The sequence below is a fragment of the Shewanella oncorhynchi genome, assembly GCF_030848765.1.
Lineage (GTDB): Bacteria > Pseudomonadota > Gammaproteobacteria > Enterobacterales > Shewanellaceae > Shewanella > Shewanella oncorhynchi.
The window spans coordinates 2074863-2099304 of sequence record NZ_CP132914.1; the positions used below are offsets into that span (position 1 = coordinate 2074863).

At 44.6% G+C, this 24442-nt stretch carries 19 protein-coding genes and 4 CRISPR repeat arrays (1 of these 23 running past the window's edge); of the genes, 17 read left to right on the top strand and 2 right to left on the bottom strand.

Annotation, left to right across the window (positions count from 1 at the left end):
• Positions 1-1046: direct repeats of the CRISPR family, unit length 37 nt; unit sequence GTCTTAATCCCCTTAGTTGGCGGGGCAGTGCTTTGGC (it extends 861 nt beyond the left edge of the window).
• Positions 1047-1210: 164 nt separating this feature from the next.
• Positions 1211-1354 (bottom strand): CRISPR-associated endonuclease Cas2, encoded by a 144-nt coding sequence (locus tag RA178_RS09420; RefSeq protein WP_306685209.1) that lies wholly within the window; start codon positions 1352-1354, stop codon positions 1211-1213.
• A 175-nt stretch (positions 1355-1529) separates the two neighbouring features.
• On the opposite strand from RA178_RS09420, the gene RA178_RS09425 reads away from it, so the two are divergent.
• The 12 genes from RA178_RS09425 to RA178_RS09480 all read left to right on the top strand — a co-directional run bounded on the left by RA178_RS09425 (position 1530) and on the right by RA178_RS09480 (position 17920).
• A complete protein-coding gene (locus RA178_RS09425) occupies positions 1530-2420 on the top strand; it encodes a hypothetical protein (protein WP_306685210.1) in 891 nt (296 codons plus the stop codon).
• Between the two features lie 35 nt (positions 2421-2455).
• Positions 2456-3403, top strand: coding sequence for a CRISPR system precrRNA processing endoribonuclease RAMP protein Cas6 (gene cas6, locus RA178_RS09430; RefSeq protein ID WP_306685211.1), 948 nt, complete (start codon positions 2456-2458; stop codon positions 3401-3403).
• Between the two features lie 95 nt (positions 3404-3498).
• Positions 3499-3837, top strand: a complete 339-nt coding sequence (locus RA178_RS09435; RefSeq protein ID WP_306685212.1) for a CRISPR-associated protein Csx3 — start codon at positions 3499-3501, stop codon at positions 3835-3837.
• Positions 3834-4409: a hypothetical protein gene (locus RA178_RS09440; RefSeq protein WP_306685213.1), complete on the top strand. Its 576-nt coding sequence runs from the start codon at positions 3834-3836 to the stop codon at positions 4407-4409. The genes RA178_RS09435 and RA178_RS09440 overlap by 4 nt, the downstream gene beginning before the upstream one ends.
• A gap of 157 nt (positions 4410-4566) precedes the next feature.
• The gene (locus RA178_RS09445) at positions 4567-6216 is read left to right on the top strand and encodes a Cas10/Cmr2 second palm domain-containing protein (protein ID WP_306685214.1); all 1650 of its coding nucleotides are present in this window, start codon (positions 4567-4569) and stop codon (positions 6214-6216) included.
• Entirely contained in the window at positions 6213-6869 is a 657-nt protein-coding gene (locus RA178_RS09450; RefSeq protein ID WP_306685215.1) for an RAMP superfamily CRISPR-associated protein, read from the top strand. Before RA178_RS09445 ends, RA178_RS09450 begins: the two co-directional genes overlap by 4 nt.
• Positions 6866-8449: an RAMP superfamily CRISPR-associated protein gene (locus tag RA178_RS09455; RefSeq protein ID WP_306685216.1), complete on the top strand. Its 1584-nt coding sequence runs from the start codon at positions 6866-6868 to the stop codon at positions 8447-8449. Before RA178_RS09450 ends, RA178_RS09455 begins: the two co-directional genes overlap by 4 nt.
• Positions 8446-9879: an RAMP superfamily CRISPR-associated protein gene (locus tag RA178_RS09460; RefSeq protein WP_306685217.1), complete on the top strand. Its 1434-nt coding sequence runs from the start codon at positions 8446-8448 to the stop codon at positions 9877-9879. The genes RA178_RS09455 and RA178_RS09460 overlap by 4 nt, the downstream gene beginning before the upstream one ends.
• Positions 9876-10397, top strand: a complete 522-nt coding sequence (locus RA178_RS09465; RefSeq protein WP_306685218.1) for a hypothetical protein — start codon at positions 9876-9878, stop codon at positions 10395-10397. The genes RA178_RS09460 and RA178_RS09465 overlap by 4 nt, the downstream gene beginning before the upstream one ends.
• Entirely contained in the window at positions 10394-12583 is a 2190-nt protein-coding gene (locus tag RA178_RS09470) for a TIGR03986 family type III CRISPR-associated RAMP protein (protein WP_306685219.1), read from the top strand. The genes RA178_RS09465 and RA178_RS09470 overlap by 4 nt, the downstream gene beginning before the upstream one ends.
• A gap of 139 nt (positions 12584-12722) precedes the next feature.
• A CRISPR array of direct repeats spans positions 12723-13038; the repeat unit is 37 nt; unit sequence GTCTTAATCCCCTTAGTTGGCGGGGCAGTGCTTTGGC.
• 236 nt (positions 13039-13274) lie between these two features.
• A CRISPR array of direct repeats spans positions 13275-14140; the repeat unit is 37 nt; unit sequence GTCTTAATCCCCTTAGTTGGCGGGGCAGTGCTTTGGC.
• A 100-nt stretch (positions 14141-14240) separates the two neighbouring features.
• Positions 14241-14764: a CRISPR direct-repeat array (repeat unit 37 nt; unit sequence GTCTTAATCCCCTTAGTTGGCGGGGCAGTGCTTTGGC).
• A gap of 1963 nt (positions 14765-16727) precedes the next feature.
• A complete protein-coding gene (locus RA178_RS09475; RefSeq protein WP_306685220.1) occupies positions 16728-17273 on the top strand; it encodes a hypothetical protein in 546 nt (181 codons plus the stop codon).
• Positions 17274-17320: 47 nt separating this feature from the next.
• Complete coding sequence (locus RA178_RS09480; protein ID WP_306685221.1) at positions 17321-17920, top strand: hypothetical protein; 600 nt, start codon at positions 17321-17323, stop codon at positions 17918-17920.
• A 200-nt stretch (positions 17921-18120) separates the two neighbouring features.
• Here the strand turns inward: RA178_RS09480 and RA178_RS09485 are convergent, their stop codons facing one another.
• On the bottom strand, positions 18121-18699 hold the full coding sequence (locus RA178_RS09485) for an SOS response-associated peptidase (RefSeq protein ID WP_306685222.1): 579 nt from the start codon (positions 18697-18699) through the stop codon (positions 18121-18123).
• Between the two features lie 325 nt (positions 18700-19024).
• Here RA178_RS09485 and RA178_RS09490 point away from each other — a divergent pair, with 325 nt between their 5' ends.
• The 5 genes from RA178_RS09490 to RA178_RS09510 all read left to right on the top strand — a co-directional run bounded on the left by RA178_RS09490 (position 19025) and on the right by RA178_RS09510 (position 23752).
• The gene (locus RA178_RS09490) at positions 19025-19255 is read left to right on the top strand and encodes a hypothetical protein (protein ID WP_306685223.1); all 231 of its coding nucleotides are present in this window, start codon (positions 19025-19027) and stop codon (positions 19253-19255) included.
• Positions 19256-19315: 60 nt separating this feature from the next.
• Positions 19316-19723, top strand: a complete 408-nt coding sequence (locus RA178_RS09495; RefSeq protein ID WP_063884436.1) for a LexA family protein — start codon at positions 19316-19318, stop codon at positions 19721-19723.
• Complete coding sequence (locus RA178_RS09500; protein ID WP_306685224.1) at positions 19723-20979, top strand: Y-family DNA polymerase; 1257 nt, start codon at positions 19723-19725, stop codon at positions 20977-20979. The genes RA178_RS09495 and RA178_RS09500 overlap by 1 nt, the downstream gene beginning before the upstream one ends.
• A 440-nt stretch (positions 20980-21419) precedes the next feature.
• The gene (locus RA178_RS09505) at positions 21420-22370 is read left to right on the top strand and encodes an endonuclease domain-containing protein (protein ID WP_306685225.1); all 951 of its coding nucleotides are present in this window, start codon (positions 21420-21422) and stop codon (positions 22368-22370) included.
• Between the two features lie 404 nt (positions 22371-22774).
• Positions 22775-23752: a hypothetical protein gene (locus tag RA178_RS09510; protein ID WP_306685226.1), complete on the top strand. Its 978-nt coding sequence runs from the start codon at positions 22775-22777 to the stop codon at positions 23750-23752.
• The last annotated feature ends 690 nt before the right edge of the window (positions 23753-24442 follow it).

Below are 24442 nucleotides of genomic sequence, written 5' to 3' on the forward strand. Positions count from 1 at the left end.
GCTTTGGCATCGAAGCGATCGACGAGGGTCGTACCGGGTTGTCTTAATCCCCTTAGTTGGCGGGGCAGTGCTTTGGCATTCATATGGCTTACAGCAGCAATCGTTATTAGTCTTAATCCCCTTAGTTGGCGGGGCAGTGCTTTGGCCAAACGCGCTAGCAACTATGAAACGTATAAGGTCTTAATCCCCTTAGTTGGCGGGGCAGTGCTTTGGCTGTAACAGTTTCAGCAAACGGCAATGAGCGAGTGTCTTAATCCCCTTAGTTGGCGGGGCAGTGCTTTGGCCGAACAGAGGACATGGACGACGTAGGGGGGATGTCTTAATCCCCTTAATTGGCGGGGCAGTGCTTTGGCTGGTCGCTCGTCGTAAGCGGATTCGACTTTAGGTCTTAATCCCCTTAGTTTGCGGGGCAGTGCTTTGGCTAAAGATTTTGATGTAGCTGAAAAGGCCGTTATGTCTTAATCCCCTTGTTTAGCGGGGCAGTGCTTTGGCCATGTTTAAAAATGTAATAGCTTACCGTTTCAAGTCTTAATCCCCTTAGTTGGCGGGGCAGTGCTTTGGCCCTGAAAATATTGATGATGCTTACTTTGCTGTGTCTTAATCCCCTTAGTTGGCGGGGCAGTGCTTTGGCAGCAAGTTATCGCAAAACATGCAATGAAAGATTGTCTTAATCCCCTTAGTTGGCGGGGCAGTGCTTTGGCAAAACCAGCTAGCTCAAGTGTACCAATCACAAGTCTTAATCCCCTTAGTTGGCGGGGCAGTGCTTTGGCAAGTTTAATGGGGATACCTTACTTACTCCAGGTCTTAATCCCCTTAGTTGGCGGGGCAGTGCTTTGGCTGGAAGATGTGGACGGTCAACGGTAAACAAAATGTCTTAATCCCCTTAGTTGGCGGGGCAGTGCTTTGGCACGGAGGCAAGTCAGGCGGCTACTTCCGTTCGTCTTAATCCCCTTAGTTGGCGGGGCAGTGCTTTGGCCGCTAAGGATTGATTATGAACTACAAAACATATGTCTTAATCCCCTTAGTTGGCGGGGCAGTGCTTTGGCTCTAAGCTGTTTTTTATTTAAAACAAATCAAACGGTTACAACCAAATTTTTACCACTGTTTTTTCGGTACAAAGTTAGCTATTTATTTAACGGATTTTTAATCAATTTTTAAAGAGCATTTGCGACATCTGCCAAAGCTTGCCCACTATACGTGGCTGATGTATTTATTCAACCCCTTCAGAGACATCAGGCAACGGCAGAAGTGTTGTGGCCGGATAGCCACTGAAATTACGTAGTTTCTTTAATGCGCGGCGGCGTTTTTTAGGCTGATGAATGTCATAAGCGATCAAAAAGCAGGGGGTTGGCATGCAATGCTCCTGAAAGAAGAGGTATAACTACCAAACTATAGGTGGTTTTGCCGGAATCATTATTTTTCTTCGCAATTTTGCCCACTTAGGCTTGACGGCATTCATTCATATAGGTACTAATCGTTACGATATGGCCCTGTTTAAGGGCAAGGACACTGCTAAATAAGGATATGTTTTGCAAAAGCCATCTTTATCCCCCCCAAATAGCCGCCGTATTCTTCTGACATTATGCGGTGGGCTTAACTGGTCTGTGTTGGTGCTGTTTACTCTATTTTTGCTGCTGTCTGGGCTGTTGGTTAATTTTGCCTCTGACACGATTAAATCTGCACTGCAGCTTGTTGCTTTGCCAAATTACAACGGTATACCGGAGTGGCTGAATACTGAGTTGGTAGCATTTTTGGTGTTGTTTATTGTTTTTTTCTGTTTTTTGTTCGTACTAAGGATTAAGGCAAAAAAAGCACTTGCGAGTGATCTGTTAAGGGTTGATGTCAACAGGACACCGTACGTTGATGTACTTGTGATGTTTTTGAGTGATCTGCATTCGGATCCGCTGCTACAGCCGATTGAAGCTATGGTGGCAAACAGCACTCAATCTTGTTCCGCTCATGACATCGAAAACCTAGGCAAGCATCCGTGGAGAATGAATTTGTGTGCTATTCAAAACCAGCTACACGAAAGGCCCCCTCAGCAGAAACTTGAATTGGTGGTAGTTACTTCAGGCGATAGTCAATCGCGTTGGTCGCTCTTTAAGCAATTGGTGATATTAGGATTCGGAACTCAGGTTCAGGTTATGACTTGTAGTGAATTTTTAGCAGACCCTCTGTTCAGTAATACTGCTGATTTTAACGATCTGCAGCAGTTGTTTTCCACTTTACAAAAAGTTCAGCATAAAGCTTCTGTGCAACAACCAGCCCGTCAGGTCTGTTTCGATGCAACGTCCGGTACCAAAATCTGCAGCATCGCCGCCGCCATGGTGTCACTCAGCCAAGATCAGGGCCTGCAGTATGTCAGCAATGACTACAAGGTGAAGTGTTATGAGGTTGAGTACACTAGGGCGGATGACTAAGGTTATGGGCCCTCAGCACAGAGGTAGAGCCAGTGATGTCGTTTGAAACCTTATTATCCGTTGCTGGGCGTTTAGCTGTGCTGCATGTGAGAGTGCAGATCAAAATGCAGGCGGCGGGTGTCTTTGATCAGAATGCCGGGGCTTTATTTCATGGCAGTTTGGGCTGGGCGATGCATGATGCGGCGCCTGCGTTATGGCAGCTTGGCTATGGCGAATTGGCACAGCAAGATAGTCGGCCTTTTAGTATTTTACCACCGAGGTTACCTTGCCAGTGGCAGGCGGGTGAGCTGCTTTGGTTCGAATTTGTTGGGCTGGCGCACATGAGCCAGCAGTTGCCCGAGTTAGTGCAAAGTTTTATCCGGATGGGCGAGCGGGGTTTAGGGCAAAACCGCTTTGGTTTTACAGTGCAGCAAGTGGTACAACACACGCCCGACGGCCAATGCCTGTTATGGCAGCATTCGTTGCCTGTGCTAGCTATAAACTATCAAAGTCGCTTGTTGCAAAACGCGGTGTTACACAGCCTCGCTTTGTCCGAACAGATCCCATCCGACAGCATGGCGGTGCGGGTTGAGTGTTTAAGCCGCCTGCGGTTAAAAGAGCAAGGTAAAGTGCTGCAGTCTGCTCCTTCTGCAGTGCAACTAGCCCGTGCAGTTTGCCGCCGTTTACTGAGTTTACAGCACAGCACAGATACAGAAAAAGAGCAGCTTTATCAATTGATAGCCAATTTGGCCCCCATTCAGATTTATCAGGACAGCAGCGAGCGCAGTGAGCTGCATCGTTACTCTCAGCATCAGCAACAAAAGCACGCCATAGAAGGTATTTCTGGCAGCTGGGTTTATGCCGGGCCGCAGGTCAAACAGCTGCTGCCCTGGCTTGCACTCGCACGCTGGCTGCATGTAGGTGGAAAAACCAGTTTTGGTTTTGGTGCCATTGACTGGCAAGTGATGGTGTTGGATAGCGATGCGCCGCGGGCCAGCCTATGAATAAAATGAATACAAGGGTAAGTGACCCGCACAAACATCATCGAAACCCTTTGCTTATCCAGATTGACTAACTCAATAAGTATGTAGGAATCCGCATGACCACAAGCACTTTTACACTTGAAAAAACAACCACTACAGATGGTTCGGTAGAAATAAACATTGGTTTTGGTGTGCCAGCGCAAAACCCACAAATACTGCAGGATGCATTAAAGCTGATACGGCAGCAGCATTTAACGGGTGGCAAGCTAATCAAGTTTAATGGCCCCTGTAGTATGCCCGTCGCTATGGCGTTAGCGCATGAAGTGGCGCATCTGTATGGCGCTGTGGCTTGTTACGATCCCAAAATGGCAGGCTACATTATCTGTATAACGCATGATCCTGAGTTTGAGTTAGGCCAGTTTATCGGCAAATCAGCACAGGAAGATCTTGTATGAAAGTGGTGTTGTGTGGCCCACCGCATTCAGGTAAGTCATGCCTCAGACAAGGGCTTAAGTCCATATTAAGTCAACTACCTGATGCTCCATACCCATATGTCATCACTGCGTGTCCTGATGGTGAAGGTGCCTGGTTTCATGAAACGGCAACCAACAATCCTGAACTGGCAAAGCAACTTAAAAAACTCAATAAACAGACCTTCTCTCAGGAGTTTGCCAACAAAATTGCGGCAGATGTAGCCTGCTGTATAGAAGAGTTGGTACTGGTTGATGTGGGCGGGATTATAGACGATAAAAACCGGCTTATTTGTGGCGGAGCCACCCACGCTATTATTTTGGCTGCCGATCCGGCGGATTTTGCCGCGTGGCTGCAATTTTGTCAGCAACTGAATTTACAGGTGGTCGCACAGATAGAAAGTTGTTATCAGGCGACTGCTGATCGGATTGACGGTATCAGAGATAACGTGTTGTACGGGGCTGTTCATTATCTGGAGCGCGGTGAAGATTTGTCTGATCGCCCCATGATCCAAAAACTGGCCGAACATCTGCTGGCGCTGCCGCCCGTAAAATAATGCGCTGTACTGTCAGGTAATGAGTAAAAACAAGTATGACTGAAATGAACTTTACTCATCTCAGAAACCCGTTGTCTCTCATTTTATAAATTCAGTCGAACAGTGTGAGCGTGGTAGCTGTTTAACAAGTCGGGAATTAACTACACAGGGTCTATAAATGTACGCAGCAACACGAATTTATGCATATCTATTTGAAGTTCGTTCTATTCAAACTTTTTTGTTTTCCACCGGCAAGCTCAAAGACGTGGTCGCTGGTAGTGAATTACTTGACTATCTATGCACTGAACCTTTGCAAAAGGTACTTGATGTCTGCGGACTTGCAGGTTACGACAACACAAATATGAAGCGCAGCCCTCGTTGTGCCGGTGGCTCCTTTTATCTCTTGCTCGAAGATAAAGACAAAGCACTTCGTTTCCGACAAATGTGGACAGCTCTGGTCAGCCAGCTACTTCCTGGTGTTGAGCAAGCGGATGCACTTGTCAGTGCAGAGACGGCAAGTGCAGCTATTCAGCAAGGGTTGGAGGCTTTGCGTATCTCCCGTAATCTGCAAGCTCCCCAATTCCCAGCTGCATCTCCGATTACTGAACGCAGCCCGAGAACGGGAAACCCGGCAGTTGAGTTTCAACAAGGAGAGAGTTTGGATGAAGCGACCGCAAGGAAACGCCAGTTTAAACGGCCAACTGGTAGCTTGACTCTGGCGCAGCGTTTTTCCAATAGAACGGACATTCACTGGCCAGTCAATTTTGAACAGAGCACTGCCGCTCACACTCAGTTTCCTTTGAGGGAAGGTGATCAAGTGGCGCTGGTTCATGCTGACGGCAATGGGTTGGGTGAAATCCTGCGTGTGGTTAATCAGGCCGCTTCCCATGCACATTCCGATGAAGATTATGTACAAATTTATCGAAGTTTTTCAGATGGTTTGAACAGTGCGCTCATTGAGGCCTGCCAGCGTGCTACGGAACAGATTTTATTACCTTGTATCAGCAACGACAGGGTGATTCCGGCTCGTCCTCTGGTGCTGGGTGGTGATGATCTTACCTTATTGGTGCGTGCCGACTTGGCTATTGGTTTCGCTGAAGCATTTATCTTGGCTTTTGAGCAAACGTCCGCTGAATTTCTTGAGCGGCTCACTCAAGAAATCAAAGCACTGCAATTGCACAGCCATGATTATGCGCTACCCAGTAAATTGACTGCTTGTGCCGGTATTGTTTTTATGAAACCTAATCAACCATTTTCTCAATGCTACGCGCTGGCAGAAAGCCTGTGTGATCGTGCGAAAAAGGCGTCTCGCCGTACCACAACAACTGGTGATTCAATCATTCCTTCAAGCTTGGCTTTCCACCGTATCAAAACCAGCTTGATTGAAGATGCCGACGCCTTATTTGAACGGGAAATGCAGGTCTCTGGGCAGGGGCTGGATTTACAGTTGGGTTTGCCAGCCTATGCCATTGGTAGAAGCAACACATCTAACTTGGCTTGCCTGGATGATTTAAAAACCTTGAGCCAGTGTTTTACAGAAGGAAAACTCAACGACAAGCGGCTGCGTGCTTTGGCCACTTTGCTGCATGTAGATCCGGTTTCAGCAAGACAGGATTATCAGCGGTGGCGTGAGCTGGCACAGAAAATGCCTCAACAGAAAAAAGCGCTGGAACAGTTTGATGCTGGTTTGCAAGCGTTGCTTAACTCTGCCAGTGAATCATTGCCAACTGATGTGGATGAAAAGAAAACAGTGTTATCGGACTTGCTGGTTTATTTGCAATTTGGGCTACCAATAACATCCGCGACCCAACAAGGAGGTACCGCATGAACAACATCAACCTGCATATCGAAATACTGCATTATTGGCACGCGGGAACAGGATCTGGCGGGGGCTCTCACTTGGATGCGATTACCGAGAAAGATGCCTATGGTTTGCCATTTTTGGCGGGCAAGCATATTAAAGGTCTACTTAGGCACGCTGTACATCGTGCGCAACACTGGCAATGGTTTAGCGTGGCATTACCTGATGGCCCGGCAGCGGATCTGGAAACGTTGATATTCGGTAGCCGTTCACAACAGGAAAAACGTGAAAAAACACTGCCAGGTATCTTGTGTATAGGCGATGCAAAGCTGAAACAAAGTGAATCCGCTTTTCTGAAAGACAACCTCAAATACACCCCATTTTTGTATCAGGAAATTTACAGTACGGCCATCAATGCGGCGGGCACAGCTAAAGAACACAGTCTGCGTGGTCTGGAAGTGACACTGCCGGTCGTGCTGCAGGCAGACTTGTCTCTGGAAGTTACCGCACTGGACGATGCACATCGGCAGCAGCAACAGCAGTGGCTAGATTACACATCATCCTTTGACTGGCTTGAAAAAGTTTTGCCTCTGATCGACTCCATAGGTGCACATCGAACGCGTGGATTAGGTGAAGCTGTTTTTACCCTGCAACCACAACAGAAGGAGTCTATGGAATGAGCCTATTGCAACAAAGTTTCAGGATCATTTTGCAGCAGGATGTCATCTTTAATGCCATGTCGGCCACCTTGGGTGGGCAGCAGGGGTTGGACTATTTACCTGGCTCCGTTTTTCTGGGCGCGGTGGCATCTCGTATTTATTCAGAGCTGAATACGAATGAAGCATGGCAAGTTTTTCACAGTGGCTTGGTACGTTTTCACGATGCTTTGCCACTTGATGCACAGCAACAACCCGCTTGGCCAGTGCCGTTGAACTGGCACTACTACAAGGGGGATGAACTTTGTAGCAGTAAATCAAAGCTTGATGTGAAGCAAATCTTTGATCCGGCCTTTCAAAAGCATGCTGCAGAAAGCCGTCAGCCCAAACAAATACGCAAAGGCTATGTCAGTCAATCTGGAACTTGGGTACAGCCGAAATTAAGCTTGCGCATGAAAACGGCTATCGATGCACAAAAAGGCACGGCTGCTGAAGGTCAGTTGTTTGGCTATCAGTCTGTGGACGCAGGGCAAACTTATCTGTTTACGCTGGAAGCCGAACCAGAAGCCGCAGAACTGTTTGATAAAGTGGTGCGCTTGTTAAGCGGCTCTCTGAGATTAGGGCGTTCACGCTCAGCCCAATATGGCAAAGTATTGTCTGAACTAGTTACAAAGATTGATCCTCTGCCAACGCAGCTGCAGCCTCAAACGCAAACACTGACTCTTTGGTTAATGTCTGATTTGGCACTGCTGGATGATAGTGGACAAGCTACGTTGCAGCCAAAAGCCAGCTACCTGGGCTTGCCTGATACGGCTTTGTGGGATGAACCACAAAGCTACATCCGTACCCGCCGTTACAGCCCATTTAATGCTTATCGGCAAGCTTATGAGCAGGAGCGACAAGTTATTAGTCGTGGCAGTGTATTACGTTATAAATTAAATCAACCTCTTACGGACTCTCAGTTGGCGGCATTACGTACTGTGGGTTTGCATACTGGGTCAGGGTTGGGGCGTATGGCTGTCAATCCAACGTTATTGAGTCAAACGCAGCCTGTCTTCATGGACAATACTGCCCTTACGGCACCAAAGGACAGCTCATCCAACGTTTATCAAGCTGACATTTCTTCGATTCTGCTTGATACACTCAAGGCAAGGTACCAAGCGCAACAAAGTTATAACCGCGCGGAGCAGGAAGCGCAGCGCCTGCTGAGTCTGCTACTGAGTGCACTGGACAGTGCGAGAAGTTGGAAAGGCATACCGCTCACTCAGGCACTTGAAACTGCACCTGGCAGAAGCCAGTGGGGCATTATTAAGGAGCTATCCAGCAAGCATCGTGACAACCCTGAAACGCTTTGGAAAACTATCATAGGCGAACAAACAGATTCACATGCCGTTATTGGCCAACGCTCGGGTTGGGAGCTGGAGACGGGCCCAAGCGAGACTCTTGCTCAGGTGTTTCTGCAGGATAAAAAGTTACTGCAATACGTCAATCAGCCATTACTGGCCGAAGTGTTGGGACAGCTTGCAGCACAGGTTTTGAGCTGCAAACAATGGCAAGCCAAAGTTCAAGGCTCTACAACTATTGCTTCTGGAGAAACGGCATGATTAGCGCAAGACCTATTTATCATTATGCTCATGTTGAATTCGAAGCACTGACGCCGCACGGTATTCAAGCGGGGAAAGGGGATAGCACTCATGATGTGCTGTTAATGCGAGACCCCAATGGTTTGCCGTGCATTCCGGCGACCAGTTTGGCAGGCGTACTTCGTCACTTATATGCACAACACTATGGTATTGCTGCTGAAAATGAACTGTTTGGTTACGCAGAAGGCAATCAAGGGCAACCCAGTTGGGTTACATTTACAACCGCACTGGTGCATGACAGTCATAACAAGGCTGTTGAAGGGCTCAGAGGCGACATCGAAAAAGATGCTGTTTTAAGCTTTCTTGCACGGAGTAAGCCATTAGTGCGGCAAAGAGTACGTCTTACTGAAAAAGGCGCAGCGGCAGACACTGGTAAATTCGATACCACGCTGATACCAGCGGGAGTGCGCTACAGTGCCTTTATAGGTTATTGGAGCGATGGCTCGCCAGCAGCAGAAGTAAGCTGGACTCAACTGCTGAACTTGCTGAGCAGCCAGAGTTTCCGTCTTGGGCACGGTACCCGCGCTGGCAGTGGATCATTTAAAATCAATCAATTGCATACGAATCGATGGGATCTGACAACGTCGGAAGGACAACAAGGGTTTTGTCAGCGTAGCCGTCGGCGAGTAAGTATTAAAGGCCTTGTACCTCAGCAACTTCTCCCTCTTGCCGATAAGGCCCTGACTATAGAAATTGCGCTTCAGGCAGAAGCTGGCTGGCGTATAGGAGGGGGTGAGACACCATTAAGCCCTTCGAATGAAAATGGCCGCTTGCCAGACCTGTTGCCACAAAATGAAAAACGTATCAGTTGGCAACACAACAAGGCGATTATCGAAGATAAAATTCCGGTTATGCCTGCCAGCGCCATCAAAGGAGCATTGTCACATCGTTTTGCGTTTCACTATCGCTGTTTGGCTGCTGAGTTTGTCAATCGATTGGAAACGCAAATGCTGACACCCAATAACCAATGCCCTGGCGTACAAACAGTGTTTGGTTATGTGGCTGAAGGGGAGCAGGAGAACCAAGATACGGCACAAGCTGGTTTGCTTTTGATTGACGACCTCTATCTCGAAAGCCCCACAGTGACAAAGCAGGTTCACAATCGTATCGATCACTTTACCGGTGGGATCATCAACGGAGCATTGTTTGAGGAAGAGTTACTCTGGCAAACCCAGATCACGCTCAAATTGACTGTGCTACAGGCTGAACGCCTTGATGCACGTTGTAAGCGGGCATTAGAACGCACTCTGCACGATCTCGCGCAAGGCTGGCTACCTCTGGGCGCTTCGGGTTCACGTGGGCAAGGGACTTTCCTTGGCACTGGTGCGATTGAATACAGTGATGCCGGCTGGAGTAAAAAAGATCAACAATTCGAGGAGCAATGTGCATGATTTCCGTCACCCAAACCCTGCAAGACTGGAATAAGTTGCAACAGGCAATACAGGCACTTAATTTTGGCTGGCAAGCAAAGGATTTACTGCCGGTATCCGTGCAGGTTAACCGCCAAATCTATGGTATTGATGCTCTGAGCGCACGCCTTGAAACTGCAATTAGCGCCACTGGCTGGCTGGTTCAGCCGTCACAGCTGCACATTTTGCCCGTTAGTTTGGCGCAACTCATGTTGCAGCCTGTGCTGCAAGGGGAAGGTGTCAATGACGACGGTACCCACTGGCAGGTGCATCACCTTGGTCAAGACCGCTGGAGCTGGACAGAAATTCAACTGAGTTTTTTAGCTGACGATCAGGCCGATCAAGCAACTCATCTGGCTGAAGCTGTTACATTTTTGGCCGAAGATAAAACACGTGGCAAACTGGCTTATCAACGACTGTGGGGCAAACCAACACCGACTCAGCAAAAGCTGGTAATTGAACTGGCAGTTTTCACCGGATTTGAAGGAGTAACGGCATGAGTGAGACATTTTTACAAGCACCTTACCGATTCGTCCCCTTATCACCTTTTGTTTTGCGTCCTGACTGGGGGCCGCAAGTCAGCCATGATCATCCTTTCAGTGATGGTGTATGTGGTGAATTGGATATAGAACTGACTGCTCTCACTGAACTTTGTGTGGGCGGACAGCAAACCCCATACAGCGAACATACACCTGGCAGAGTGCATTTTTACCGTACACCGGACAATCAGTTAGCTATTCCAGGCAGTAGCATTAAAGGAATGTTGCGCAATATGTTGAACATCGCCTGCTTTGGTCACTTCAATCAAGTACAAGATCAACGGCTGAGTGTGCGAGATATCGCTAAAGCTGAAAACTTTTACAGTAAGGCTATGAATAGATCCACTGTTTACACTGGCTGGTTAAAGTTTGTAGACAGACAATGGCAGATCATCCCTTGCGATTATGTGCGTATCTTGCAAGCAGACCTCATTCAGCACTTAAACATTCCAAAGCAAGCTTGGATGGCTGACAACAACAATACAGCTATTGCGCGTTACAAATTGCTGGGTGGATTAAAGCCAATGAACTTCGATATTGAAGATGGGTTGGCAGTTAATTTAGGCAAAGGGGAAAAGCCGGGTGTGCTGGTAGTCACCGGTCAGCCCGGCTCCGCTTTTGATGATCCAAATCCCCAAAAAAGGCGGGCCGCCAAAAAACGAGAGTTCGTTTTCTACAATTCAAAACCGGAAAATCTACTTACTGTCGGTGACAAAGCACTGCAAGGTTTTATACAGATCCATGCAGAAACCAATGAATGGAAGTATTGGCTGGGGGAACTCAACCAATTAGAACAGGGGATCCCAGTGTTTTTTCATAAAGAAGGCCAACAGGTGAAAAGCATTGGCCTTGCCCGCATGTACAAGCTGGCTTATGAGCATTCGCTGCATGATGCTATAGATCACACCAGCAAAGATCATCTGAACACAAAGCAGCCAGATCTTGCCGGATTGTTGTTCGGCTGGTTAGACGAACAGGATAAAACCGGTAGCAGTAATCTGCGTGGGCGGGTACAAACCGGTCTTTTGGTCGGGAAAGGCGAAATGAAATCCGATTTTCAACAGCCCACTGTATTAAGCGGCCCAAAACCTGCGTTTTACCCAGCCTATATTCAGCAAGACACAACCACCTACAAAACACTTATGGATAAAGATGTCGAGTTGGCGGGTTGGAAGCGTTATCCAGTGCACGCTGAAATTGAGTTGCCAGTCCTTTCAGCCAAAGTTGAGAAAAACAAAAAAGTACAGGTGCAACTCGAAGCTGTAGGTCCAGGCAGCTCCTTCACCGGAAAGATCCGTTTTCATAATCTCAGGATGATTGAGCTGGGTGCTTTATTGTGGGCACTGGATTTTAACAATCAAGCCTGTGCCCATTCGCTCGGCATGGGTAAACCTTATGGGTTTGGCCAAGTTAGATTGAAGCTGACAAACAGCATCACGCGGCCCAACAGTTCCACTTTACAAGAGTTGCCAGATGATATGAGACTGGCCACTGCGCGCCGTGCTTTTTTGCATTATATGAATCATTGTTGGCAACAAGTACTTGGTGAGTCTGATGCTAACTGGGAACAAAGCCCACAAGTGACAGCCTTGTTAGCTATGGCTAATCCTAAGGGCTATCAGGAAGAAAAACTCAGTTATTATGCTGAGCCGAAAGTATTTGTTGCCGCAAAGCGGGACAATTTACGTTTTGCAGTCAATCAGAGTATAACGGCCGCTAAATATCTAAAAACGCTACCTGATACAGTTGCAGAAGATACCAGTAAAAGCCTGCAAGACTATGCTGCAGAAGCAAAAGTTGAGTTAGAAAAACTGCAGCAACAAGCACAATTAGCGCAGCAAAAAGCCGAGCGCGAAGCTCGGCGGGCCACCTTGAGTTACGAGCAACAACAACTGGAGCAACTGCGCGAGTCTATGGGCAAAGATGATGCTAATTTCACTAAATCGGAATTAGATAATCTTGCTAAAAAGCTGAACGAACTACAGGGTATTGCAATCCATTGGACTGGAACAGACTTAGTGGAACTATCGGTTTTAGCGCAAAAAGCCTTTGCTCTGGCGCAACGTTTGGGCAAAGAAAAAGACAAGCTGGGTAAGGCCGCGAAAAAGTTATGTCAACAAGTCATGAACTCAGGCAATGAAACTTAGTCATTTTGCAGATCGGCGTTTCTAAATAGCGTCGATACTATTTTTTAAAGACAGGGCCACAGTTGACTAACTGCTGGCCCTTTTTATTTCCGTGGCAGTGCTTTGGCCAAACGCTTTCGTCAGCCAACGTTAAGAAGCTGTCTTAATCCCCTTAGTTGGCGGGGCAGTGCTTTGGCAGGTGTATAATATCTTTATTGAATTGAGCAAGAAGTCTTAATCCCCTTAGTTGGCGGGGCAGTGCTTTGGCAACAGAGAACAAATAGCAGCAGAAGTAATCTTGTCTTAATCCCCTTAGTTGGCGGGGCAGTGCTTTGGCACGAACTGTTATTGCAACACGGTAAGGCTGTAGTCTTAATCCCCTTAGTTGGCGGGGCAGTGCTTTGGCACAGATAATCCCGCGCTGGTGATGTTGCACTAGTCTTAATCCCCTTAGTTAGCGGGGCAGTGCTTTGGCAGTGGATCAACGGTGACGGCTACCAACACAAGTCTTAATCCCCTTTTAGTTTGCGGGGCATTTGGCTTCACAAGCACATTTACAACAGCTGTGGGTGAGTCTTAATCCCCTTAGTCTGCGGGGCAGTGCTTTGGCCACCGCCACCCAGATGCGAGCAGCAAGCCTAGGACTTAATTCCCTTAATTTCTATGGCAGTGCTTTGGCGCAGCAAAATCTTGAACCAATTGTCGGGTTTCTGTCTTAATCCCCTTAGTTGGCGGGGCAGTGCTTTGGCTTTAATCGGCAATAAACGAAACTCTGAGTTAGGTCTTAATCCCCTTAATTGGCGGGGCAGTGCTTTGGCCCAAGTAACCCGAATAACATTTTACAAGCGTTGGTCTTAATCCCCTTAATTGGCGGGGCAGTGCTTTGGCACCTGGCGACTGCAGTTAGGCAACTCAATGAAGTCTTAATCCCCTTAATTGGCGGGGCAGTGCTTTGGCGTATATCACTTGAAGAATGGAAGGCTGGAATGAGTCTTAATCCCCTTAGTTGGCGGGGCAGTACTTTGGCAATACATTGGGCATTTACGCCCAGTGCATAAGTCTTAATCCCCTTGTTTAGCGGGGCCGTGCTTTGGCCAAGAAGCATGGAAAATGTGGACTGTTAACGGGTCTTAATCCCCTTAGTTGTCGGGGCTGTGCTTTGGCCCTGCAGCTGGATTAATCGCTGCTTTTAACATGTCTTAATCCCCTTAGTTGGCGGGGCAGTGCTTTGGCTTGGAGCTTTCACTTGTGCCCACAAGTAACCCAGTCTTAATCCCCTTAATTGGCGGGGCAGTGCTTTGGCAAATAAATAACCGACATAGAGTGCTTCCAATGAGTCTTAATCCCCTTAGTTGGCGGGGCAGTGCTTTGGCGCAATGAACGACGCAGCTGTAGCTAAGTTTGGTCTTAATCCCCTTAGTTGGCGGGGCAGTGCTTTGGCAGCTAAGGGCCTTAATCGGTGAAATGATATGTCTTAATCCCCTTAGTTGGCGAGGCAGTGCTTTGGCGCAGATAAACAGCCTTGGGGTGATGTGATCATGTCTTAATCCCCTTAGTTGACGGGGCAGTGCTTTGGCGCTGAATTTCTCCGATGGTGCACTTGCTGCTTAGTCTTAATCCCCTGAAGTTTGGGGTCAGTGATTTGGTTTGAAATGGGCGTACAGATGAACCCGCTGGCGTCTTAATCCCCTTGTTTAGCGGGGCCGTGCTTTGGCCGGGAACGACTCCCAACCCTCCAGTGCGCTAACGTCTTAATCCCCTTAGTTGGCGGGGCAGTGCTTTGGCTTGCCGTACAGCAGTTGCAATGTTTTCAGCAGGTCTTAATCCCCTTGGTTGGCGGGGCAGTGCTTTGGCGAAAAAGAAGTTGAATCAGTAGTTTTAGTTGGGTCTTAATCCCCTTAATTGGCGGGGCAGTGCTTTGACACCAGAAAACCATGTTATGCAGACAGAATGGCAGTCTTAATCCCCTTAGTTGGCGGGGCAGTGCTTTGGCGTTAAACGTAATTTTGATGAGACAGCAAACGAGGTCTTAATCCCCTTAGTTGGCGGGGCAGTGCTTTGGCTGTGAACAACACTATGTTGGCGGTGAGTACAAGTCTTAATCCCCTTAGTTGGCGGGGCAGTGCTTTGGCAGAAGATGAAGATGAAGACGACTTCTCTGGCCTGTCTTAATCCCCTTAATTGGCGGGGCAGTGCTTTGGCGCTAAGCTGTTTTTTATTTAAAACAAATCAAAAGGTTACAACCAAATTTTTACCACTGTTTTTTCGCTACAAAGTTAGCTATTTATTTAACGGATTTTTAATCAATTTTTAAAGAGCATTTGCTACATCTGCCAAAGCCTGACCACTATACGTGGCTGATAGATTTATTCAATCTGTTCCTGATTTGCAATGCTATGCTGAGCGATAGCGGATTGTTGTTTGAAGGTTGTGGACCGACAGCTTATGTTCTTGTCTTAGGCGTGCGGTGCGACAATGACAAGTGAGGATACCGCACGTTTTCTTCATCTTAGTTGTTACTGGTATGTTTCGTTATGATAGGGGTATCACACCATTATGCTTCAACAGTTCTTCGATGCGGCCTAGATAATTCCTAGATCCCCTCAAAAAGTTGGGAGCACTCAAACCCATGCAGCAGTAGGGCTACAGGCATATCGTTGCATCAACCCTACAGGAGGATGCAACGACTCGCTTTTGTTGCTTTTGTGTTAACGCTTCAAGGGCGTAAAGGGTAGGGCAAAAGGTGAGTTTTTTGGTAGTTCTGGGTGAATTGATGGCGCCTAAATGGATCCTTCTATTCGGCTCACTGTTTCGGTCGCGGCCTCATCCTGCGAAGGCGTTATCCGCTCCCCGTTTTTAGTCATCGAAAGCAGGCGAACTGGGATGATCTGCACACTGTTTCTGAGTGATTGAACGCGTTTTTAGGCTCATGCTGCCTTAGTTTGAATTGTTATTGATATGTTTCTATTCAATGGGTGTTGTTCAGTGTATTGCACCAATATGGTTCAACCGTTTTTCGATGCGGCCTAGATAATCCCTAGATAGCCTCAAAAAGTTGGGAGCACTCTAGCCCATGCAGCAGTAGGGCTACAGACGAGTCATTGCATCAACCCTAAGGAAGGATGCAATAACGTGCATTTGTTGCTTTGGTGTTAAATATTGGCAATGGGGTGAAGAGGGTAAAAGCCAAGGTTTTAAACGGTTTTAGACGGTTTTAGGTGAATTGCTTCTGTCTAGGACTAGGCTCATTTTAACCGAGTGCCAGACTCGTTCTCTTTACCTATATTAGTCATCCTGCATGGATAGGAATGGAGCGATGATCATGTGCAATTATGAGGAATTTTGATTTTCAGATGGGCGGATTTTGTGTCTCGCCGATGCTCACGGTTTGATTGAAACCGAACGCGACACTTTATGATGATGAGAATCGCTCTCAACTCGATGTAGATGCGAACCATTATCATCGCGGGTCCTTCCGGCGCGGTTGATTGCGGGGGCAGTGACGCGCAGTGCTTCACTACATATGAGGATTTTAGAGGGCTTGGTTGTTGTTTTATTAGCGGGCTTTTAGGGGGCGTTCATAATTTTGAACGCTATCTATAGTGTTGATTGTAATTGATTATTTTGCTTGCTTTCTCAGAATCTCAAAAAATTGGTTTGCTCGGATATACCAACTTCACTAGATCGATTTTGTGATCCTTTGATCTTAGTTAAATGGACCGATATTTTGCCTCTATGTGTAAGTTATTAGCTATCACCAACGTTATGGCACCGATACTTTGTTCTCGCTGGCCAAGGCATAAAACAAAGTGGACCATGCGTCGTGGCATACTCACTCTGAAATACACAATCAATAGAGTGAGTATTTCGCATCCAAATGCTTAGTTGAGTTAGCGCTATTTACCCGAAGCGAGATTGTGTTATTCGACCAAGTTTGTGATCAACACATTGATCATATTTTCGTAATACTACAGACACTAAGGAACTCGGTGGCTTTCCACAATTTCAATAATTCGATTTCACCGTTCCGTCTGGTTTTTGTCGCGTCAACGCAATTTACCGAATTTGTACAGATTAGATTAGGTATTTGATGTACTTTAAATTATTATATTGAGTTAATGTAATTTCTTTACGAGACATCAAAAAATTAATATAGGGATATAAAATGGGCAATAAAATAAACACTATAGAAAGCCTCCTGCAAGTTGCAGAACATGAATTGTCGAAGTCAGCAAATATTTCAGTTGATTATGAAAATCTTAGAAGCGAAATGCTAAATAAGGCTAGGCAGTTCAAGTTTGAAGGTGTTTTTGATGATGAGTTTATTTGGGATTTATGGGGAAAAAGGACAAAAAATGGCATTGCCAATATAAATAATACTAATATATCAAAAAATGAGTTCAAAAAGTCTGATGTTAGAGATATATTGATTGATTTCACTAGAAAAATAATGCATCACAATACTCAGTCTGTACATGATGAAATAGTTAGTAACTTCGAGCGCCTTAAAGATGAAGGGGTTTTTCAGTATGTTTATAGTGCATCAATAGCAAGGGTTTTTTGTACTTTTCACCCTGATGAGCACATGAGTTGGGTGACAAGGGAAAACATAAAAATATTTACTTGCTATTTTCTAATTCTTTTTCTGATATATCAAAAATTAACTTTTCATCTAATGATATTAATTGGTTTGAAATTAGTTATAAATTGAGGCAAGAGATCAATCTGATTAATGAACGTCTAAAGAAACCTCTAAATATGGAAATGGTTCGTCAAATTATAGTATTGTACTATAATCGAAATATTTCCAAGCATGATTTTCCTCGTTCTCAAGATTCAAATGACACAATAGCTGATAATGAAGAAGATTGTATGGATTCTTCATCAATCAAGAGGGAAAAAGTAGATTTAGGTGAAATTAGTTTTCAGCATAGAAAAACTATGGGTAAAACCATAATTGTTAGTCAAAAGGAAAAGGAGCTAACTCAGCGATTTATATATTGGATTGAAAGGCAAAATATTTATATACTGAAAGGATTAGAGCAGCGGACGGGAGCAAATGATCGAATAGATGTCTCACTACAGCATGGGCTTTCATTAATATATGCAGAGTTGAAAAGTGTTTCAAGTTATTCTGGCATGCCTAAAAGAGCAATAAGAGCTGCTCTTGGTCAAATATTAGATTATCAGTTTTATGATCGCAAGGAAATGGCTCACGAGTTATGGATTGTTTTAGATAATAGTGAGTTGACGAAAGAGGATAGAAGTTTTATTACATCTCTGAATACAAAATTTAAGGATCTAAATCTAAAGCTATTAGTAGAGGATCGTAACTCCTCATTCAAAGTGTATAAGTAGATACATAAAAACGGGAGTGTTAAATATATATTATTCCATAAATTTTGCCGTTAATATTATTTAGTTTCTCCCTGAAAATTCGCCGTAGCAGTCAATGTTAGTTCGTATAGTGACGTTATAAATTTCTTGATGTAAATTATTATTTTGAGAGCTTACACTCTAACCAAGTTTGTCAAAAAATGAGTTCTTTATTTTTGACTTTATAGATATTCAATTCGTATGGATTGATATATCAATATTTTGGGGTGGTAGAGCAGTGCCTCTAGCATCACCGCTTCAGTTTGAAGCCAAAAATCAATTTCAAATGGGCTGATCAGCAGGGGCATTCTGCCATGATAGGCTTTACACTTTTCTGTGGGCTCAGTCGTTAATGTAACTAGCTGGGTAAACTCTGCGTTTGGATAGAATATTCCGGCCATGTAAAGAGGCTCTGCTGCATCATGACTAAACAGATATTTCTGTTTTTGTTTTTTACCTTCCTCGCGCCATTCATACCAACCAGAGCAGGGCACAACACAGCGGTGACTAGCAAATGCAGATGCAAACGTTTTCTTTTCTCGCACGGTTTCAGCCTGTGCATTAATCAATAGCTTTTTCGACCAAGCAGGCTTTATTCCCCAGGTACAATCTAGCTGCTGAAGCTGGCAATCGGCCATTATAATCACCGACACTTGTTCGGTAGGGCGCAAATCAAGGTTAGTTTGTGGATTGAATGGCACACCCAGTTGAAGGGATACCGTATTAGCGAGAAAACTATCAATGCTTATGCGTCCGCACATTAGGTCAATTCCTCAATATTTCACTCTTTATACACAATAGACTAAGTGAAAAAATCAGTATGTGCGCCACAAAAGTCTAGTCTGTACCTCTCACGAATTAAGCCGCCATGAACTGTTAACTCGTTGTCTGTTGTAAAGCTAATGTCTTTGTTTATACAGGGATTACAGAATAGTTAATGTAGCCAATTGAGTATTGGCGAAGATACACATTAGAACAAGCGCAATGAAAAGTGGGTCATCTTGATTGATTTTGCATTTTTGACCTGCTGTTACTACATTTCAACGTAGCTGAACAGGTTGTTTATTTGCAAAGGAAAGCAGAACCATGCTCTTCAGACCAGTGCGAGTCTTTGTCACTACATTACTTTTTACCACTTTTGGCTTCTTAATCATGTTTCTGGTGCAGTTGTCGGAACCTACCTGTGTTGATGATTTATCTGAACTAAATGATATCGTTGCAAAGAGAGACCTGACGGGTGACACCACCGCGGTGAATTTTGACGTGGGGTTTGATAAAGAAAAGAACCAATGGTGTTACATCGAAACATCACAATAATTCTTGCCAGTTATCTAACAACGCCTATAATCACTGTATATAAAAACAGTGGTGTTAACTATGCGTATTATTCCTATCTATGCCAGTGCCGGTATCACTGGCTTCGAAAGCCCTGCAGCTGAATATAGTCAGTTGGGTCTGAGCCTTGATGAGCTGTTAGTTGTGCATCCTAGTGCGACCTTTATTGGTGTCGCAAAAGGTGACTCAATGCAGGGAGTGGGCATTTTTTATGGCGATATTTTGATTGTTGACCGCCAAGAAACCGCGCGTCATGGTGATGTGATTGTTGCCAATTTCAACGGTGAATTTGTATGTAAAATCCTCGATAAAACGCATCGCATGCTGCTGTCGTCGAATGAACAGCACCAACCTCAGCCAATTCACGATTACGATAACTTTACGATTGAAGGTGTTGTTATTCGTTCTATTCGTTGTCATCGCCAAAGTCCATTATTAGCGGATATCTGATGTTTGCCTTGGTAGACGCCAACAGTTTCTATTGCAGCGCCGAGCAGGTATTTAGACCTGATTGGCGAGGTAAGCCAATGATTGTGTTGAGCAACAATGATGGCTGTATTGTTGCGGCAAACAAGCAAGCGAAAGAACGGGGTGTGCCTAAGTTTGCACCATACTTTCAGGTCAAAGACCTGTGCACGAAATTAGGTGTCATTGTTTGTTCAAGTAACTATGAGCTCTATGCCGATTTATCCGCAAAGATGATGAATATCATTGGCCGATTTGCACCAGAGCAGCATGTCTATTCCATTGATGAAAGCTTTCTCTCCTTTAAAAATTGTTACCCCGCCATTAAATGCTTACAAACCCAAGGTCAGTTGATTCGAAAAGCGGTTTGGAAAGAGACACGTTTACCGGTTTGTGTCGGCATAGGCTCAACACTCACACTGGCTAAAGCAGCCAATCACGCGGCAAAGAAGTTGCCTGGCTATCAGGGTGTGTGTGTTATCGATAATGAACAAGACAGGATTTCAATTTTACAATCAATGAGTGTGAATGATGTCTGGGGCATTGGGCGTAGGATAAGCAAAAAACTTGAATTGATGAACGTAAAGACCGCCTATGACTTAGCCAAAATCCCTGCAGGTTTAGCGCGAAAGCAATTTAGTATCGAAATAGAACGCACTGTGCGTGAACTCAATGGGCAAGCGTGCAAAGTGTGGGACGAGGCGAGGGCGGATAAGAAGCAAATATTCTCAACTCGTAGTGTGGGCGAGCGTATTACTGAGTATGAGGATTTACTGCAAGCCTTAAGTAAACATGTGGCGATTGCCGCAGCGAAAGCGCGCAAGCAAGGTTCAAGCTGTAAAACCATGTTGTTGTTTGCTAGCAATTCTCCCTACGATGAACGCCCAACAGGCTTTAAGACCTTAGTGCACTTTGCTTGTGCGACTGATTGCAGCATTGAACTTACTCAAGGCATGACACAAGCAGCATCTCAACTTTTCCGTGCCGGCGTACGTTATTATAAAATCGGTGTAGGCCTGATTGATTTGGTCAGCACCCAGCATGGCCAGTTAGATTTATTCAATGTCTCAAAAGCCAAGCCTGCGTTAATGAAGACTCTTGATGGCATCAATCAACGTTATGGCACAGATACCTTATTCATTGCCGCCCAAGGTATCGAGCAAAAATGGGCCATGCGCCGCGACCTACTCACACCGCAATACACGACTAAGTGGAAATGTCTGCCAGAGATAAAGTGTTGATATCCGGCAGTAGATGGATTCGTTTAGGCCCCAAAGTTTGCTAGCACTTGTTTAGTGAATCGAAAACTGACGAATGAATTGCCCTACAAAATCTTATCTATTTAGCTAATGTTTGGCCCTACCGCAAAGCGACTAACAATGTATGGGTATGCAGTCGTATTTTAATTTAGATGCTTTTGAGTGTTTTTAAACTCATTTTTTGCGCTTTTCCCCAGCCTAAAATTAATAAACCCTATAAAATCATGTGGATACACTTACCCCAAATTAGTTAATAGGTTTGGAAAACGCGCATGCGCGTTTTTCCGGATGGTGTATTGGATGAAAAGCTGATAAGTTCTTTACATACAGATAGTTAACTGTGCGCGTTTTCCTCTGATCTAATGAGGTAAACGCGCATGCACACTAATAAAATGTAGGCTTTAAAAACCAAAGAGGTATCAATGAAGTATCCAGGTCAACCAAAATCTACTCCTGGCTGGTACAGAGATAGAGGAGAGTCTTATATTGAAAAGGAATTTAGTAAAGAATTAGGTGACTTGGCTGATGCTATTGAAAGTGAGCATTGGTTTGGTGATCAGGAAAAGCATGGCAGATATCGTGTCGATTTTATTTTAAAGGATGCGCGACTAATAATCGAACTAGATGGTCATGATTACCATTCAACAAAGGAGCAACTAGAGAAAGATGCTATCAGGCAGCGTTATCTTTCTCGAGCAGGATACACAGTAATAAGGTTTACTGGCCGAGAGATAAATAAAGATCCTAAAGCATGCGTTGCTGAAGTTCGAGAGATATACAAGGAGCGAATGCAAAGGGCTCCCGCTAAGTATCGTGTGATGTATATTGATTATCCATTTCTTTATAGGGAAACAAGTAAGGCACTTTCTTTCTTTAAAAAATTACATCCTGATCGCGAATTAAAGCCTGTGAGCGTTGATGAGCTCATTCCTCATGCTGTTGAATGGCTTCACGAAAAGTCGTTTATTACTGCATTTGTTTTCCATCCGCCTGAAGATGAACATGAAATAAAACATTTAGACGGATTTGTGAAAGAATTTGATAAAGGTGAAGTCCGCATTAATACAATGTCAGAAGAGTGGTATAGCCTTGAGTTGGGTGATCATATGAAGAACTTTTCCCATCTCTTTGATGAGTTTTATTTGATGGCTGATGATCCTGTTTATGTGGATCCTCTTCGTTCTGTTCTTCCCTCTAATTTAAGTGAAAAAATGATTGGTGATTACAAGTTTAATTACTTGGCTAATGGAAAGTTGTTACGGCATGGTAACGAAAATACATCCTATGTGGGTAGCGAACTGGTTTACGTGCAGTGGCAGCGACTATGGTATGTTATCGGTGCCTCCATGGGCTTGAGTCTATATGAAATGTAAAGCCTAACAAGGCACTGCTGTCGGACAAATTTACCGCTGCGCTACCAATTTTCCGCAGAGCGCGGCATTGAACTAAGCCGCTGCGCGGAGCTTAACTGTGATTTAGTGGAATGATTAAGACTGCTCGAATCAGCTAGACTTAAAATGATGCGATGGAACACAACCATGACAAAGGATTTTCAATGAAATACGCAGAAACCACGCAATATTATTTTTTCAAAACAGCTCCGCAGCTCAGACCTTGCCTCAAAAAATGCAAATTCCTATAGCATGAAGCATACCAATTAATCTGGATAAGGCATCGGCCAAGTCAAACAAGCGATTTATGCCCTGCAAACAGCGCAGCGCATAAATACTAAGACGTTTGTAGTATTGGAAGATCGTAAGAAAATCGGATGTAGTAAATGAATAAATTTTTAGAGAACATCGAAGAATGCCTGATCGATGGAAAAGTGGTGTTAAAAGCTTCTTTTGGCCTTATTTCTAATTTTAGTTTTGTAGGATACATTGCTCATGAAGCTATGAAGGAACAAAAGTCATTCGTATTTGATGGTAATTACGAAACTAGGTTTGAAAGCTCAGTAGAGGGGCTGTTTATTGAGTCTGGTCTCAAGGTGTTAAAGTGCAGTTTAGATGAGCACCCTGTAGAAAGAGGTTATTATGAAGTGGATATTATATGTGAATATACAATTCCTAAAAACTTTCATAAGCGAGAGGCTTACAATGACAATATGAGGTTAAGTCCGCTTGCGGATACCATATTTGATTTTTTCAAATTGATGTCAACATTGAACAATAGAGTATCCATCCTTGAGCCATCATCTCTAAATTTAAGGATTAAGTCCGGTGACGATTGGTTGCGAGTCACACAGAAAGGCGGAGGTCACCCTAATGTTTATCCTTGTAATCCTGAGCACTTTCAAGAGGTTGTTCAGTCTATACCAGCTTATTATGACAAAGTGAAAAATAGAATTGACAACAAAAAGATTCAAAAAATAATAAGCATCTATTATTCGGGACTTCGATTTAAAAATAATCACTTTGCAGCTGATGCATTCATCAATTTCTATAAAATAATTGAGTTGATATACAAAGATAAAGTTCTTTTTTCTAAAAAATACATTGAGCTACTGAATAAACCTGAGTCTTATGACAAGGCTATGCGTCAATGTAGCCAAAAGGTCCAAATGCTCTTTATTTGGGAGTACTTAAATAAGCTTCATGAAAAAATTGAGGTATCTCTATTAGACGACCTGTTAGATCTCGCTGAAACCAGAAATAATTTGGCTCATGATAGTGGAGAAGACCTTGACGGATTAAAACTGGACCTAGTACATAAGGTTGCTACTTTTATGTTACATCATTTTGTTCTTGGTGAGTGATACTGCTAATTATGTACTTTTCCAATCAGTAGGTTTGCAGCACATAGAACTGCATAAAAACCTAACAAATGGTTCAAACCGTTCGCTTCGCTCACTGGGACGGGCTAAAGCCTGCCCCTTAACCAAACGTTAACCATAGATTTTTTATCCGAAACTGACGAATTAGAGTTAAGGCTTTAACTCGGGAATGTCGAAAAATGAGCTAGTGAATCACTCTGCACCAGACTAATTCACGCTAGCCCCTAGAGCCCAGTTTGCGGCTATTCTGTGGCGTTTTCGCCCTAGAATTAATCAAACTCAAGAGAACTGATTCAGACCCATATAAGGCCTGTTATCCCCATTCCGACTAGTTATATCGCGTGTTGATTAGTTTGTAGGCAAAAGAGGTTGTATTAATAGAATAGTTAATCTGAATTTGATTATGCAGATTATTCATGTTTTCCGTTAAAACCTGCCACTAGTTCCCTGTTTTGAGTTGTTAGATCTCTAGAGAACTGATCTAAGCTCATGCAAAAAAACGATATTGCATTTGTTTATGCTCGATGGTGACCGATTGTATTTAACCGCGGAACAACGGCGGCCTCCCTCTCATTCAGCGAGTTTATAATTTACATTAAAAGTGCACTTTAGGTACTAATAATTTGCAATTAATAAACTCCGCTTCTATAGTTGGTTTAATTTACTCTGTAT